General features: G+C 71.7%; 11 protein-coding genes. 8 read left to right on the forward strand and 3 right to left on the reverse strand.

Annotated features, from left to right (window positions below; translation table 11 throughout):
- Positions 1-376 precede the first annotated feature (376 nt).
- The 3 genes from ACZ60X_RS09385 to ACZ60X_RS09395 all read left to right on the forward strand — a co-directional run bounded on the left by ACZ60X_RS09385 (position 377) and on the right by ACZ60X_RS09395 (position 4785).
- On the forward strand, positions 377-937 hold the full coding sequence (locus ACZ60X_RS09385) for a nitroreductase family protein (RefSeq protein ID WP_469595401.1): 561 nt from the start codon (positions 377-379) through the stop codon (positions 935-937).
- A 130-nt stretch (positions 938-1067) separates the two neighbouring features.
- A complete protein-coding gene (locus ACZ60X_RS09390; RefSeq protein ID WP_469595404.1) occupies positions 1068-2129 on the forward strand; it encodes a PI-PLC domain-containing protein in 1062 nt (353 codons plus the stop codon).
- A complete protein-coding gene (locus tag ACZ60X_RS09395) occupies positions 2122-4785 on the forward strand; it encodes a lectin (protein ID WP_469595406.1) in 2664 nt (887 codons plus the stop codon). Before ACZ60X_RS09390 ends, ACZ60X_RS09395 begins: the two co-directional genes overlap by 8 nt.
- A 66-nt stretch (positions 4786-4851) precedes the next feature.
- Here the strand turns inward: ACZ60X_RS09395 and ACZ60X_RS09400 are convergent, their stop codons facing one another.
- Positions 4852-6279 carry a M14 family zinc carboxypeptidase gene (locus tag ACZ60X_RS09400; RefSeq protein ID WP_469595408.1) on the reverse strand — a complete coding sequence of 476 codons (1428 nt, stop codon included), beginning with the start codon at positions 6277-6279 and terminating at the stop codon, positions 4852-4854.
- A gap of 297 nt (positions 6280-6576) precedes the next feature.
- Here ACZ60X_RS09400 and ACZ60X_RS09405 point away from each other — a divergent pair, with 297 nt between their 5' ends.
- Positions 6577-6903: a hypothetical protein gene (locus ACZ60X_RS09405; RefSeq protein WP_469595411.1), complete on the forward strand. Its 327-nt coding sequence runs from the start codon at positions 6577-6579 to the stop codon at positions 6901-6903.
- An 18-nt stretch (positions 6904-6921) separates the two neighbouring features.
- Here the strand turns inward: ACZ60X_RS09405 and ACZ60X_RS09410 are convergent, their stop codons facing one another.
- A complete protein-coding gene (locus ACZ60X_RS09410) occupies positions 6922-7836 on the reverse strand; it encodes a YceI family protein (protein WP_469595415.1) in 915 nt (304 codons plus the stop codon).
- 199 nt (positions 7837-8035) lie between these two features.
- Here ACZ60X_RS09410 and ACZ60X_RS09415 point away from each other — a divergent pair, with 199 nt between their 5' ends.
- From ACZ60X_RS09415 to ACZ60X_RS09430, 4 genes are all read left to right on the forward strand, one after another.
- On the forward strand, positions 8036-9745 hold the full coding sequence (locus tag ACZ60X_RS09415; protein WP_469595417.1) for a sigma-54-dependent Fis family transcriptional regulator: 1710 nt from the start codon (positions 8036-8038) through the stop codon (positions 9743-9745).
- Between the two features lie 167 nt (positions 9746-9912).
- Entirely contained in the window at positions 9913-11196 is a 1284-nt protein-coding gene (locus tag ACZ60X_RS09420) for a phosphatase PAP2 family protein (RefSeq protein ID WP_469595984.1), read from the forward strand.
- A gap of 375 nt (positions 11197-11571) precedes the next feature.
- Positions 11572-12195 carry an FAD-dependent monooxygenase gene (locus ACZ60X_RS09425; protein ID WP_469595419.1) on the forward strand — a complete coding sequence of 208 codons (624 nt, stop codon included), beginning with the start codon at positions 11572-11574 and terminating at the stop codon, positions 12193-12195.
- The gene (locus ACZ60X_RS09430; protein WP_469595423.1) at positions 12161-12934 is read left to right on the forward strand and encodes an FAD-dependent monooxygenase; all 774 of its coding nucleotides are present in this window, start codon (positions 12161-12163) and stop codon (positions 12932-12934) included. Before ACZ60X_RS09425 ends, ACZ60X_RS09430 begins: the two co-directional genes overlap by 35 nt.
- A 210-nt stretch (positions 12935-13144) precedes the next feature.
- Here ACZ60X_RS09430 and ACZ60X_RS09435 read toward each other — a convergent pair whose 3' ends face one another.
- Positions 13145-15640, reverse strand: coding sequence for a transglycosylase domain-containing protein (locus ACZ60X_RS09435; protein WP_469595426.1), 2496 nt, complete (start codon positions 15638-15640; stop codon positions 13145-13147).
- Positions 15641-15719: the final 79 nt, after the last annotated feature.

Genomic DNA, 15719 nt, shown 5'->3' on the forward strand with positions numbered 1-15719 from the left:
TCCCCTCCTCCTGGCGGAAAGGCCGTTGCCAGACCCGTGTGCGAGCCTGTGGAAGACCGTGCGGAGTAACGGACGAGCACTCGGGAGGGGGCACGGTGACGGCACAGGACGACGGCTGGGCCGGTCTGGGGCGGGACTGGAAGCACTACGGCCACATCCGCCGATGCCTCGACCGGGGGGCCGACCCCGAGGTGGGGAGCGGAGGGCGGCCGCTGCATCGCGCGGCGGTGTTCGGCTCCCCGGAAGTGGTCGCGGAACGGGCCCGCCGGGTCGCGGACGTGGACGCGCCACAGGACGGTGTGACGGCCCTGTGGAAGGCTGTCCTGTCCCGGAGACCGGACAACGCCCGGTCCCTCGCCGCCGGTTGCACCGGGACATGCACCGTGATCAAGAACCGCCCAGCGGCATCCACCCCCTGCTCGCCGGACGGTTCAGCCCCTACCGGTTCGACCCGTCGGCCGCGGTCGACGACCATGCCCTGGGCCTGTTGCTGGAGGCCGCGCGGTGGGCGCCGTCGGCCGGCAACTCCCAGCCCTGGGGCTTCTTCACGGGCCGGCCCGGTGAGTCCGGGCACGAGCGGGTGGTGCCCCACCTCGCGCCCAGCTCGGCCCGGTGGGCGAGGGACGCCGGCCTGCTCGTCGTCACGCTGGCACGCCGCCATGCCGGCGCTTCGGACCTGCGGTACTCCGAGTTCGCAGACTACGACCTCGGCCAGGCCGTCGCCCACCTGACCGTCCAGGTCCAGGCGATGGGACTGGCCGCCCGCCAGTTCCGCGCCTTCGACCTGGAAGGGCTCACCAAAGAGCTGCGTCCGGGCCCCGGCTGGGCGATCGTCTCCATGGTCGCGCTCGGAAATGCGGCCGGGGAGCCGCCGCAGGGCCGTGAGCGGCGCAGTGTCGCCGATCTGCTCGCCGCTCCGTGGGCGCTGGCGGAGTAGTACCGTCGCGTCAGCCCCGCAACGGTTCCGGGATGTTGGGAAAGCGGTTACCGGGGCGTAGCGAACGGACGTCCGTCGCCCCTAGGCTCTGCGGGACACCGAGCATGGCGCGAGAGGGATTGACATGCGCATGATTCTACGAAGAGTCGGGGTCGTCCTGCCGGCCGCCGCGGCTCTGCTGCTCGCCCTGACGACGATGCCGTCCGCCCGTGCCGACGGCCTCGCCGGGGCGACGCTGGCCGAGGTCTCCGGCGCCGGCATCCACAACACGTACGACGACAAGTCGACATATCCCTACCTCGCCGACGCCCTGGACACCGGCACCTCGCTGGTCGAACTGGACGCCTGGGCCAACGTGTTCACCGGCAAGTGGGACGTGAGCCACAGCAACCCGCTGGGCAGCGACAACAACTGCGTCCAGGCGAGCACGGCCGCCGACCTCCACACCGGCGACCGCAACCAGAACCTGGACAGCTGCCTCGACGACATCCGGATCTGGCTGCAGGCCCACCCTGCCGGCCATCCGGTCATGGTCAAGATCGAGATGAAGAACGGGTTCGACGACACCCTCGGCATGAACCCGGCCTCGTTCGACGCCTACGTCAAGGCCCACCTCGGCAGCGTCCTGTACACCCCCGCCGACCTGCTCACCAAGAGCGACGGCTCCCGCTACCCGGACCTCGACGCCGCAGCCCGCGCGAACAACTGGGCCGGGTACACCGCTCTGAGCGGCAAGGCCATCGTGGAGATCATCCCCGGCACCTTCGAGCAGGCCGTCGATCCCGCCTCGACCTGGGTCGACGTCGTCTACGCCCGCCACCTGAAGGACTTGTACGCCACCGGGGCCATCGACCAGGCCGCCGTCTTCCCCGGCGTGCTCGGCGCCCAGGCGGTGGACCCGCGCACCCGCTACGGCGACTCCACCCTGCGCCCCTGGTTCGTGGTCTTCGACGCGGACGCGGCAGCCTGGACCGGTGACGGCGACACCCAGTGGTACGACACCAACCACTACCTGACGGTCGTCACCGACGCCTACGACGTGCCGCCCGCCCTCAGCTCCTCCGATCCGTCGCAGGCCGACGCCCGGGCGCGCGTGGCCGAACTCGCCGCCGACGGCGCCTCCTACATCTCCACCGACTGGATCACCGCCCCGGCCAGCGGCGTACTCGGCGAGGTGCTGGACCGTGGCTGACGCCCTCCGCCTCCGCCCGCTGCTGCGGGCGCTCGCCGCCGGGGCGATGGCCCTCGCCTTCGCCCTGTCCGCTCAACCCGCCCGTGCGACAGGGGCCGTGACGGCGGTCTCCGACCCCGTGGCGCTGGTGAACCCGTATATCGGAACCGGCGCCAACAACGACTTCAGCGCCGGGAACACCTTCCCGGGCGCCGACGTCCCGCACGGCATGCTCCAGTGGTCCCCGGACACCACCTCGCGGCCCAAGGGCGGCGGATACGACTACGCCGACTCCGCCGTCTCCGGCTTCAGCCTCACCCACGTCTCCGGCGTCGGCTGTGACGCGGCCGGGGACCTGCCCTTCCTTCCGGTGGTCGGTCCGCTCGGCTCCGACCCCGGCTCCACGACCGTTCCCTTCTCGCACGCGCGCGAGACCGCGTCACCCGGCTCCTATTCCGTCACCCTCGACAACGGCACCGACGTGGCCCTCACCACCACCACACATGCGGGAGTCGGCCGTTTCACCTTCCCCGCCTCCGCCCGGGCCGGCCTGCTGCTGAAACTGAACGGCACGCAGACGCCGTACGCCTCCTCGACGCTGGACGTGACCGGCGGCGACACGGTGACCGGCTCGGTGACCAGCACCGGCTTCTGCGAGGCCGCCAACCCGTTCACCGTCTACTTCGCCCTGACCTTCGACCACCCCTTCACGGCCGGCGGTTACAGCGGCGGCGAGTACCTCGCCTTCGACACCGCGAGCGGCAGCACGGTCGAGGCCCGGGTCGGCATCTCCTACACGTCGACCGCCGAGGCGGCCGCCAACCGGGACGCGGAGGTCACCGGCAAGAGCTTCACCGACGTGCGGTCCGCGGCGACGGCGGCGTGGCGCGACGAGCTGTCCAGGATCACGGTCAGTGGCGGCACCGGCGACCAGCAACGGATCTTCTACACCGCCCTCTACCACGCCTCGCTCTTCCCCAGCGTCGTCAGCGACGCCGACGGTTCCTACCGTGGCTACGACGGCGCCGTGCACACCGTCACCGCCGGCCACGGCGCCCAGTACACCGACTTCTCCAACTGGGACACCTACCGCTCCCAGGCGCAGCTCACGGCACTGCTCGACCCCTCGGCCGCCTCCGACATGGCGCAGTCGATCGTCAACGACTACGAGCAGGGCGGCACCCTGACCAAGTGGGGCATGGCCACCGGCGAGACGCACATCATGGTCGGCGACCCGGCCGTGCCCGTGCTCGCCGACTACTACGCCTTCGGCGCACGGAACTTCGACACCGCCACGGCTCTCGCCGCCATGATCAAGGAGCAGACCACTGCCACCGACGTCACCCCCGGTGTCACGTACCTGGACTCCTTCGGCTATCTGCCCACCAACTCGCCGTACGGCTGCTGCCACGAGTACGCCACCACCTCGACCCAGCTGGAGTACGACACCGACGACTTCGCCCTGTCGGTCTTCGCGGGCGCACTCGGCGACAGCGCGAACCAGAAGAAGTTCCGGGACCGGGCGCAGGACTGGGAGAACATCTTCAACACGTCCTCCGGCTACATCCAGCCGCGTCACTCCAACGGCCGCTGGATGGACGGCTTCGACGCGAAGCTGATCACCGGAACGGCGAGCAACGACTTCGCCGAGGGCGACGCCTTCACCTACACGCCGATGATCCCGTTCAACCTCGCGAAGCTCGCGTCCCTGGAGGGCGGCCCCGCGGCCCTGGCGTCGTACCTGGACAGCGTGCTCAGCGGCTACCAGGGCCTGGGCAGCGTGATCGGCACCCAGTCCAACATGGGCAACGAGCCGAGCATCGGGCTGCCGTGGGAGTACGACTGGGTCGGTGAGCCGTACAAGACGCAGTCCACCGTGCGCGCCGTCCAGGACCAGCTGTGGACCGACGCGCCCGGCGGTGAGCCCGGCAACGACGACCTCGGCGAGATGAGCGCCTGGTACGTCTGGTCCGCGCTCGGTCTCTACCCGGAGACACCGGGCACCGCCGACCTGGCCATCGGCAGCCCGCTGTTCACCTCGGCCGTCGTCACCGCGGGCGGGCACACCCTGACGGTCAACGCCCCTGAGGCCGCCGACGGTTCACCGTACGTCCAGGGCCTGACCCTCAACGGCGGCGCGTGGAACAAGGCCTATGTGCCGGCCGCCTACCTCGGCTCCTCCGCCGAACTGGACTTCACGCTCGCCCCGACCGCCGACACCCGGTGGGCGGCCGACGCCTCGGCCGCGCCGCCGTCCTACGACGGCACCCCGGGCACGGGCGTGGCCGAGCCCGGCGGACCGCTCACCGAGACCGCCACCGGCATGTGCGTCGACGACGCCGGCGCCGGTACGTCCAACGGCACGGCCGTCCAGATCCACACCTGCAACGGCACCGACGCGCAGACGTGGAAGGTCGTTCCCGACGGCACCTTGCAGGTGCTGAACGACTGCATGGACGTCACCGGCGGCGCGACCACCTCCGGTACCAAGATCCAGCTGCACACCTGCAACGGCACACAGGCCCAGCAGTGGCGGCCCGACGGCGCGGGCGAACTCGTCAACCCCGTCTCCGGGCTGTGCCTCACCGACTCCTCCGGCGGCACGGTCGACAAGACCCGGTTGACCCTGGCCACGTGCACGCGAAGCGTCGGCCAGCGCTGGACCCTGCCTGCGTAGGCGCTCGGCGGCCGCGGCCGTGTCCCTCCCGCCGGCGCGGCGGGAGGGACACGGCCCCCGCGTGTGTCAGCGGGACGCGGCGGATGTGGTGGTGTAGGGCGCCGCGGCGTGCTGGGCGGCGTAGAGCAGTGCGGGTTCCATCTTCGGCCAGAAATAGCTGTCCTGGCAGGAGTACGGCGGTGTGAAGCCGTCGCAGCCGACGCCGTCGCTGTCGCCGATCTCGATGGTGAAGCTGGCCAGGCCGAGCTTGTCGTACGTCCAGTCGTCGGTGCCGCCGGACGCGTTGTAGAGGATCTCGCCGGCCTGGCCGTACTGGTAGCCGGTCAGCGAGGCCATGTGGGCGGCGAGAGCGCGCAGCGCGGCGTCGTTGCCGGTGTGCACGGTGGAGTCGTACTCCCAGGGGAAGAGCACCATGCTCGCGTCGCTGTGCAGGGTGATCATCATGCCCTTGGCGCTCGACGGGGCCGGGTCGCTGTCGCCGGTGCCGGTGCGCACCGCGGGGAACAGCTCGCGGAAGAGGTGCTCCAGGGCGGTGTTCTCCACCTCGGAGTCGCCCGCGGGACCGCCGTACGTCTCGTCGCAGGGCTGGTCGGAGGTGCCCGCGGTGTCCCAGTGGGTGCCGGTGTTGCGGTTGAGGTCGACACCGATCTGGTTGTAGCCGCTCACCCCGCACCGGGAGCCGTGCGCGTCGTCGGCGTTCTTGCGTTGCAGGACCGGGTTGTCGCCGCCCGCCGCGACCATGTCGACGCCGTCGGGGTTCGCGTCGGGCACCACCCACATCTCGGTGGTGTCCATCAGCTGGGTGATCGCCGAGTCCTTGCCGTAGCCGCTGGTCAGCGCGTCGATCCAGCGCCACGACATCTCACCGGTGGTCAGTTCGCGGGCGTGGATCTGACTCATCAGGAAGAACCGCGGCTTGGCCGAGTTCGGGCTGAGGGCGCAGTCGCCGGCCTGGATCCTGGTGATGCATATCGCCTTGAGATCGCGGCCGCCATGCCCCTGCTGCTTGAGCCACGACTGGCCGTACGTGACCACCTTGGCCAGATCGGGGTGTTGGGAGGCGGTGTCGTCCAGGTGGGAGTACTGCGCGGTGACGGTGTGGTAACCGCCGTCGTAGGTGTCGCCCACGTCGCGCGGCGCGACGGCGTGGGAGGGGATGGCCTCGGTGAGCGTGGTGGCGATCGAGGGGGTGAAGCCGAGCCGTCGCAGTGCGGCGGCGGTCGACGCGTCGCCGGAGACGAAGAGGGTGTTGCCCTGCCGTCTTTCCAGCAGGTCGTACCCGGAGTCGATGAGACGCTCGGCGTCGGTGCGCGGATGGCGTGTGGGCACGCGGTAGACGACGACCGTCCGGTGCCCGCCGTGGGCGCTGCCGGTGGTGGTGGCGCGGCCCGCTGTGGCGTCCGCGCCGGTGCCGGCCTGTGCGACCTGCGGCAACAGGGCCGCGGCGACGATGACGGCACCGGCGGTCAGGCCAGCCAGGCGTGTGTATGCCATGGAGGTGACCCTTCGTGGGGGATGGACCCTCTCAATATGGCATGTCCATGGTGAGAACGACATGGGTCGGCGGCACGGTCTCCCTTCTCCCGCCCGTCGCCGTGCGTTCCCGGCCGGGCGGGACACGGTCGGAGCCGTCCGGGTCTAGCCTGATGGGGAATCAGGAGGCTCGGTGCGGGCGGCGTCCCGCCGTCCGCGCGTGCACCCGTGCAGGGGGAGGGGCGTCATGGCCGATTCCACAGGGCAGTTGGGCGCGGTCGAGCACATCGTGGGGGCGCGGGCGGCACCACCTACCACGTGACGAACCTCGACGACTCCGGAAAGGGGTCCTTCCAGGACGCGGTGAGCGCAGCACACCGCGTCGTCGTCTTCGACGGGGCGGCTACATCACCCTGGACTCCGCGGTGTCCGTGGCCGACGACATCACCACCGAGGGCGACACCGCGCCCGGCCAGGGCATCGGACTGCGCGGCAGGGAGGTGTCCTTCTCCCACTCCGGAGCGTTACCTGGCCGACCTGGCCGCCGACGGCACCGTCCGCATCGAACTGCGCTACGGCGCCGCCGGCCGCCCGGAACACCTCTACTCCTGGAACGGCGAGCCGGCGGAGCCGGACCCGGAGTGATCCCGAACCGGGCGGGGCCTACTCCGGAGGGGTCGGCGTGTCGTGCGTCCGGTACATCGCCTGTACGTCCAGCTCCAGTTGGACCGTCGGGCCCACCACCGCGATCCCGCGGGCCAGCATGGAGCGCCAGTTGAGGGTGTAGTCCTCGCGGTGCAGCTCCGCCTTGGCCAGGGCCGCGCAACGCAGTTCCTCGCCGTAGCCGCCGTTCACCGTGCCGAGGTAGGCGGTGTCCAGGGACACCGAGCGGCTCACGCCGTGCATGGTCAGGGAACCCTGGAGCGTCCACTTGCTGCCGCCCCGGTAGGCGAAGCGTGTGCTCGCGAAGTCGATGTACGGATAGCGCTCGACGTCGAGGAAGTCGGCCGAGCGCAGATGGTTGTCGCGGGTGTTGTTGCCCGTGGTGATGCTGGAGGCGTCGATGCGGACGTGGACCCTGGAGCGGGTCATGTCCTGGTCGATCTGGATACCGCCGTCGAAGCGTTCGAAGCGGCCGTGCACATGGGCCATGCCGACATGCTTGGCGATGAAGCGGATGGCCGTGTGCGGCGGGTCGAAGAGCCAGGTGCCGGGCGACGGCAGCTCAAGAGCCTGCGCGGGCTGCAGCCAGACGCGTTCGGCGGGCGCGGCCGTACCGGCCACGACCACGACCGTCTCACGGTGCGGCCGCAGTCCCTCGGCGGCGATCAGCAGACTGTACCGGCCGGGCGGCAGGGCGGCGAGGAAGATGCCGTACGGGTCGGTGGTGCCGCGGGCCACGACGCGGTGGGTGTCCAGCGCGGTGACCGTGACGTCCGCCGCGCCCATGGGCGAACCCATCGGATCGACGACCTCGCGGCCCACGGCGCCCGCGCCGGGCGGGAGGGGGAGCGAAAGGCCCGCCGCCTCGGCCGAGGCGCCCTTGGGCCGACGGCGCCGGAGCAGTGCGAGGGCCATGATGTTCACCTTTCTTCATGGGTGGCGCAGCCGCGCGAGCAGCGCTCGGGTCCATGCCGAAGCGGCCGCGTCCGCATCCGGTCACTCCTATTCGATCGTGTGCCGGGCCGTGCGGCCGTGGGTGTCTCAATACGAGACAGTCGCTCCTGACCCCGCAATCGTTGCCCCTTCAACCGAATCGGGTACGGTGGGGGACGCCGTGACCACCGCAGAACATCCTCCCGCCGACCCCGCGCTCACACCGCTGCGCCTGGCACGCGAGCGGTTCCTGACGGGACGTCCGCTGCCGGACGGCGTGCCGGAGCAGGTCGTGGCCGCGTGGCGGCGCGCACGGTTCTTCGGGGTACCGCACGATCTGGGGGAGGCGTCCGGCGGACCCGCGCGGCCGCCGCGGTCGCCCGTACTCGGCGCCGCCCGCCCCGTGCTGGAGCGGATCGCACCCGCTCTCGGCGCAGGCCGTGCGGTCCTGATCCTCACCGACCACCGACTGCGCGTGCTGTGGACGGGCGGCAGCGTGCCGGGGCTCGGACCCTGCTGGGACCTCTCGGAGGAGCGGGTCGGCAACAACAGCGCGGCCCTCGCCGTACGCACCCGGCGCCGGGCCGAGACGCACGGCCCCGAGCACTTCCTCGACCGCTGGCAGGACCTGTCCGCCGTCAGCGTCCCGGTGTTCGCGCGGAGCGGCCAGGTGCGAGGCACGGTGACCGTCGCGACGGCACTGCGCGACGGGTCCCCGCCGCACCCGAGTGCCGCGCTCGCCGAGGCCGCGGCGACCGGAGTGGAGGCCGCGCTGCTCGCCGGCTCGCGAACGCCGGAGCGGGCTCTGCTGGACGCGTATCACCGGGCGGCTCAGGGCGAGGACCGCGCGGTGGCCGTCCTCGACGGCCGCAACCGGCTGCTCAGCGCGGCGGCGGAACGGATGCTGTCGCCGCAGGCGCTGGCCGCGCTGGAGCGTGCGGCCGTGGCCGTGCGGCACGACGGCCGCCCGGTCGACGCGGTCCAGCTGCCCGAGGGCACCGGGTGTACCGCGCGGATGACTCCCGTACGTCATGACGGTGCCGTCGTCGGGGTGGCGGCCGTACTGCATCCGCTCACCGGCCCGGTGCTTCCCGTGCCACGCCCGCCGGTCACCCTCGCCGGCTCCGCGGTCGCCTGGCGGCACGCCGTCGCACGGGCCTTCGACCTGGCGGGCTCGCGGGGACCGCTGTTGCTGTCGGGGGAGCGCGGCACGGGCAAGACGGCGCTGGCGCGACAGCTGCCGGGCGGGCGCGCCGCGCGGGTCGTCGACGCGGCGGAGGACGGTCAAGTACCGGCACTTCGCGCTGAGTTGGTACAGGGACGGCCGGTCGTGCTGCGACACGCGGAACGGCTCGCACAGCAGGGCGTGGCCGCGCTCAACTCGCTGCTGGACGCGCACCCGGACATGCCCCTGCTGGTCACCTACACGCCCGAGGCGCCGCCCGGCCCCTGCCTGCAGCGGCTCCTGGACGCGCTGGCCGCCAGTACCGTGGCCCTGCCCCCGCTGCGCGAACGGCCGGAAGACATACGGGAGTTGCTTGCCGAGCTGACGCCGCGACCCGTGCCGGGACGCGCTCCGCTGACCTGGACGCTCGACGCGCTGCGCGCGCTGGAGCAGTATCCCTGGCCCGGGAACGTCACCGAACTCGCCCACGTAGTAAGGACATTGGCCGCCCAACGGCGCATGCCCGGACCCGTCCGGCGGGCCGAACTGCCGGACGCGGTGCGGGAAGGGCCCGCCACCGGGCGCCTCAGCCCGATGGAGAACGCGGAACGCACCACGATCCTGGAGGCGCTGCGGCGCCATGGCGGCAACAAGGCGCGGACGGCGGCCGCCCTCGGCATCGGCCGAGCGACGCTGTACCGCAAGCTGAGGGGCTATCAGAACTGAGCAGGGCAGGCCACCCGTACCACTTCGATAGCATGATCGAACTTACGACCAGAACCGTTCGATCGACATCTCACACATCGGCCTCACCATTGATATCCAAAGAATCGCGGGCATCTACGCGAATAGACCGAAGAACCACATGCGCCGCATGGCGCCGACCACGGGTGGTGCTCTGGTCCGCGGCGGGGGTGGTGACTCTCGGATTCCTTGTCTCGCTGGAGGTTTCCGCGCGCCGCTACGGCCTGCCGGGGCCCGTCGCCAACCAGGCGCGAGAGGTGGTATTCCCGCCCAAGTCGGGTTTCCTGCTGTACGCCAGCATGGCGTTGATGATGGTGGTGCTCCCCTGGCGGCAGCGGTTCGTCGCGGCCGGTGCGGCCATCGGCATCGACGTCCTCCTGTTCCTGGTGCGATGGGCCGCCGACGCCCCCGTCACCGACGGCCACCCCTTCGGCAACGGCGCGTTGTGGGTCATCCTGGGGCACGCGGTCATCGCGCTCACGCGCCGCGCGGGACGCGAACGCGTCCTGCTCCTCAAGGGCGTCGGCCTCGGCCTGCTGCTGGTGGCGGGCCGCAAGGCGGGTGACACCTGGCTGCTCATCACCTCCAGGACGCGCCCGGCGGTGTTCGACCAGTACGCGGCGACCGCCGACCACGCCCTGGGCAACCCGTCGTGGCTGGCGGGCCGGATCGTCAGGGCCACCGGTCCGGTCGGCGCGCACGTCCTCGACTGCGTCTACATCCAGCTCGCGGTCGCCGCTGTCGCCGTCGCCATGTACCAGCTGCGCCATGTGGCGGTCGAGCACCGGTTCCCACGCCATCATCTGGTGCGCACCTTCCTCGTCATCGGCCTTCTCGGACCCGGCGTCTACATGATCTTCCCGGTGGTCGGACCCGTCTTCGCCTACGGCGCCGAAGGCGGCCACTGGGCGGTGGCGAACCTGTGGCCGAACACCCCGCCGCCGATCCACGCCCCGCACCCCGTTCCGTTCGACGAGACCACCCCGCGCAACTGTATGCCCAGCCTGCACACCGCCTGGGCCACCGCGATATTCATCCATTCCCGCAAGGGGCCACGCGCCCTGCGGTACGCGGGCGCGTTCTGGCTCGTCGCCACCCTCGCCGCCACGCTGGGATTCGGTTACCACTACGGCGTGGACCTCCTCGCCGGCGTGGTGTTCACACTCACGATCGAGGCGGCTCTGCGCTCGCTCGAACGGGGCTGGGACCGGTCCGGAACGCGGCTCGTCGCCCACGGCACAGCGGTCTTCGCCGCGCTCCTGATGTCCTATCGCTATCTGCCGACGCAGATGGCCGCGCATCCGTGGCTGTGGGGACCGCTGCTCCTCCTGGCGATGGCCTCAGTGGTTCTCGCCTACGTACGGACCGCCAAGGTGTGGGAACCGAAGGCCGTACCGGTGCGACGACGTCAACCGCAGCCCGAGCCCGTGTGAACCCTGCCGCATCAGGAACCGAGGGGCGCGCCGCTCCCGGCCGGCCGCCCCGGCCCGCGCGCCCCTCACCGTCGCAGACGGCGCGAACCATCAGAGCACTGCGCCGGTCGCGCCCCATCCCGCACCTGTTCGGCCGGTGCGCACCGGTCTGGGGCGCGCTGATGGTGCAGTACTTTGGCGAGAGTCCGGACAGCCGAACCGACCTCCCGGTGCCCATCGAGTCCGGCCGGGCGGGGCGTGCCCGCCACCCACCCGCGTGCTCCGAGCATCTGCCGGCGGCGGGCCACGGCCACGAGCGACCGGACAACCGGCCCCGTGCACACCGGAGTCGACCGCCTTCTACGCCGACTGGTTCCTCGGGGACGCGGAGGCACTGTGGACGAGGCCGAAGTACTGATCACCGGTGGCGGACCGGTCGGGCTGTCCCTCGCCCTGGACCTGCGCGCGCGGGGAGTGGCCTGCCTGGTCCTCGAGGCCACCGACGGCCGGATCCGCCATCCCCGAGTCGGTACCGTCGGCCCCAGAGCCATGGAGCTGATGCGCCGTTGGGGTCTGGCGCAGCGGAACCGCACGGCCGGGTGGCCCGGTGACCACCCGCTCGACATCGCCTGGGGGACAGCGGTCGGCGGGCACGAGATCCACCGCCTCGACTTCGGTACCGACGACACCCGCCCGGTCCCGCCCTACACGCCCGAACCCGAGCAGGTCCGCCCGCAGCACTGGCTGCTCCCGCTCCTCGCCGAGTCCGTGGGCCCCGAGGCACTGCGGCGCGACTGCCGCCTGGACTCCTCCACCCAGGACGACGAGCAGGACCTGGCCACCGCGAGCTGCAGCCCCGACTCGACGAGCGGCGCGCCGCGCTCGGACTGCCAGCCGTGGACGACCCGGACGCGATCCACCGGCACGGCAGGCTGGACTGCATGCCGCCGGAGTTCTCCTTCGCCCGCTATCAGGGCGCCCGGACGTGTGGCTCACACCGACGCTGCCGCAGTGGAGTAACCGCGCACGCTTCCAGGACCGGTTCGCCCGCTCCCTGCGCTCCGGACGGGCCCTGCTGGCCGGGGACAGCGCGCATCTGTGGGCGCCCATCGGCGGGCGGGGACTGAACACCGGGCTGCGCGGCGCGCACAATCAGGCCTGGAAACTGGCGAGTGTGGTGCATGGCTGGGCCTCGCCGGAGCTGCTGGACACCTACTCCGCCGAGCAGCGGCGCACCGCCCGGCGGGTGATGCGCCGGACCAGGCGTGACGTACTGGAGCTTCCCGGGACCCGGCGGACGCTGCTGGCGATGCGCGTGGCCGGCCGCCGGGTCCTGGGCAGCCGCTGGGTGACCGACCGCATCCGCCACCGGCTCAGCGACCTGGACGAGGACCACCGCGGCAGCCCGCTCTCGGCGCCCGGAGGCGGCGGCCGGATGCCGGACCAGCCGGTGTGGAGGGAGGGCCGCGGGCACCGCCTGCACGACCTGATCTCCTACCGGCACTGGACCCTGCTCGCGGCCGGCGACCGGCGGGAGCCCGCCCCGCGACCGGTGGTGCCGCCGACCTCCTCGCCGGTGCCCGTCACCGTCCGCGTGGTCTCGCCGGCGTACGACGCCACCGGGCACCGGCTGCCGGACGGGACCCTGGTGCTGGTCCGTCCGGACCTGCACATCGGCCTGCGGGCCCGCGGCCTTGAGGAGGTGGCGGACTACCTGGGGCGATGGTTCCCCCGGGCCGGCGAGGCGGCACAGGCATGACGGTACGGGGCCGCCGCGCCCAGACCGCCTGGGACCCGGACCGCGAGGGCGTCGAGGCGCGGCGGACGGCCGGGCGGTGCGGCCCCGCTCGGTGCCGCACCGGACCGCCTCGCCCGGCGCCGCGCCTCGCGACCGAGACCGCGCCACCGCCCTCACCGCCCCATGGGTCAGGCTCCGGTTCCCGCCTTCCCGCGGCCCCCGGCGGCGCCGCTAGGGATGCCGGCCGTGACGGGTGGCGCCCGTCGACGGAGTGGGTGAGGTGCCACCGCCGAAGGTGCCGCCGAGCAGGCCGCCGTTGGTCGCACCGCCGGTGGTGCCGCCGGTGGTGGTGCCGGACGTGTCGGTCGGGCTCGGGTTGACGCACTGCTTCTTGTGGTGGTGGCACGGCCCGGTGGACGGGCTCGACGTGACCGACGGCGACGGGCTGGCCGACGGACTGCTCGCGCTGGCGGAGGGGGGCGCCGTCGGGGTGCCGAACTCGTTGCTGCCCTGGCCCAGCTGCGGCGCGGGCGGGAACTGCCGGACGGGCTGGCCCTGGAGGGCGGACATCATGTAACCGGTCCACACCTCGGTGGGCATGTCGGCGCCGAAGACCTTGGGAAAACCGCCGACGCCCTGCATGGACTGCAGACCGGCGTTCTTCGGGTCCTCCTTGAACATGGCGACGGACGTGACCATCTGCGGGGTGTAGCCGATGAACCAGGCCGACTTGTAGTCGTCCGTCGTGCCGGTCTTGCCCGCCACCGGGCGGCCGAGAGCCTGGGCGTTGGAACCCGTTCCGTTCTTGACGACGCCCTGCAGGACGTCGGTCACGGTGTCGGCGGTCGAGGACGGCATGGCGGTGGTGCCCTTGGGCGCGTCGAACCCGGGCAGCTGTTGGCCGTCGGCGACGACCTTGGTCACCGAGTACGGCTCGTGCTGGACGCCGCTGTCGTCGAAGGTCGCGTACGCGTCGGCCATGCGGATCGCGGACGGCGTGGAGGTGCCGATGTAGAAGCCGGGGGTGTCGTACTGCAGGCTCTTGCGCAGCAGGCCCGCCTTCAGGGCTTCGCCTTCCACGTTGTCGTAGCCGACGTACTCGCCGAGCTGGACGTACGGGGTGTTGACCGACTGCTCCATCGCCTTGCGCAGGGTGATGTAGCCCCATTTCGTGGTCACGTCGTTGCGCTGGTGGAGAAGTCCCGAGGGGTCGTTGGAGTCGGGGAGTTCCTGACCCTGCTGGTTCTTGATGGTGAGGCCGTCGTCACCCTTGAACCTGGAGTCCGGGGTGATCGGCGAGGGCTGCCGGCCGGGCGAGAGGACGGCGCCGTGGTCGAGGGCGGCGGCCAGGTCGATGGGCTTGAAGGTGGAGCCGACCGGCACACCGGTGGCGTCCGCGTTGTCCGTCCAGTGGCCCTTGTCCCAGCCCGCGCCGCCGTACAGGGCGACGACCGCGCCGGTCGACGGATCGATGGACGCCGCGCCGACCTGGACGTCCTTGTCCGCCGACCGGAGTCGGGGGTCCAGGTGCTTCTTCTCCATCGCGGCGACGGAGGCCGAGAGCGCGTTGACCTTCTTCTTGTCGAAGGTCGTGTAGATCTGGTAGCCGCCCCGGCCGAGCTGCTGGTCGGTGAGGGAGGTGTGCGCTTCGACGTACTTTTCCGCGGTCTGCAGCAGGTAGCCGGTCTGTCCGGACATGCCCGCCGACGGCGTGTAGGCCCTGGGCGTCGGGAACCCGGCCGCCAGGTACTGCTGTTCCTGGGCGTCGGTGATCTTGTGGATGGTGGCCATGCGGCTGAGGACGTACTTCCAGCGAGCCTCGGCCTGCGCCTTGGCCTGCGGGTCGGTGTCGGCGTGCATCAGCACGCTCGGCTCGTTGACCGTGGCGGCGATGAAGGCCCCCTGGCTGACGGTCAGCTGGGAGGCGTGCTCGTGGTAGTAGGCGCGGGCCGCGGCCTCGATGCCGTAGGCGTCACGCCCGTAGTAGCAGCTGTTGAGATAGCCCTGCAGGATCTGCTGCTTGGACATCTGGCCGCCGATCTTCAGGGAGATCATGATCTCCCTGAGCTTGCGGGTGACCGACTGGTCCTGGCTGAGATACGTGTTCTTCACGAACTGCTGCGTGATGGTGGACCCGGACTGCACCTCGCCGCCCGTGGCCATGTGGTACACAGCGCGGAGCATGCCCTGCGTGTCGACGCCGGGGTCGGTGAAGAAGGTGGCGTTCTCCGCGGCGAGGAAGTCCCACTGCACCAGCTTGGGGACCTGGGCCAGATCGACGTTCTGCCGGTTCGTCGAGCCCTGCGTCGCCATCACCGAGCCGTCCGCCCAGTAATAGGTGTTGCTCTGTGCCTGCGTGCTGGGATTCGCGCTCGGGATCGTCGTCGTGGCGTAGGCGTACCCGAACAGGCCCACCAGCGCGCCGAGGAACAGCAGAAACGTGCCGGACACCAGCTTCCACGAGGGCAGCCACCGCCGAAGGCCGTGTCTGCCCGCCCGCGGATAGTCGATGAGGCCGCGTCGGCCGGGGCGCCCGGCCTGCGCGCGGCGCGTGTCCGCACGGCCGGGGCGCCCGGCGTCGGCACGTTGCGGGGCCGCGGCGCGGCGGCCCCGCCCGCCACCCGCCCGGGCGGCCCTGCGCGCCTCGGCCCGGCCACCGCCCTGCGGCATGCCGTCCGAGTCGGCCGACCCGGTCCTCCCCGACGGTCGGCGTCGGTGTTCACTCATACTCGCCACTCCTCAGCCAGGCGCAGACCCGCCTGCCACGATGAGGCCGGGCCGCCCCGGCCTGGTGCGCGAGGAGGAC

Source organism: Streptomyces sp. NPDC104106, assembly GCF_055584345.1.

Bases quoted from the DNA above. Each gene is read 5' to 3' on its own strand.
- ACZ60X_RS09410 (WP_469595415.1), bottom strand. From the start codon at position 7,836: ATGGCCCTCGCACTGCTCCGGCGCCGTCGGCCCAAGGGCGCCTCGGCC.
- ACZ60X_RS09390 (WP_469595404.1), top strand. From the start codon at position 1,068: ATGATTCTACGAAGAGTCGGGGTCGTCCTGCCGGCCGCCGCGGCTCTG.
- ACZ60X_RS09385 (WP_469595401.1), top strand. From the start codon at position 377: ATGCACCGTGATCAAGAACCGCCCAGCGGCATCCACCCCCTGCTCGCC.
- ACZ60X_RS09400 (WP_469595408.1), bottom strand. From the start codon at position 6,279: ATGGCATACACACGCCTGGCTGGCCTGACCGCCGGTGCCGTCATCGTC.
- ACZ60X_RS09435 (WP_469595426.1), bottom strand. From the start codon at position 15,640: ATGAGTGAACACCGACGCCGACCGTCGGGGAGGACCGGGTCGGCCGAC.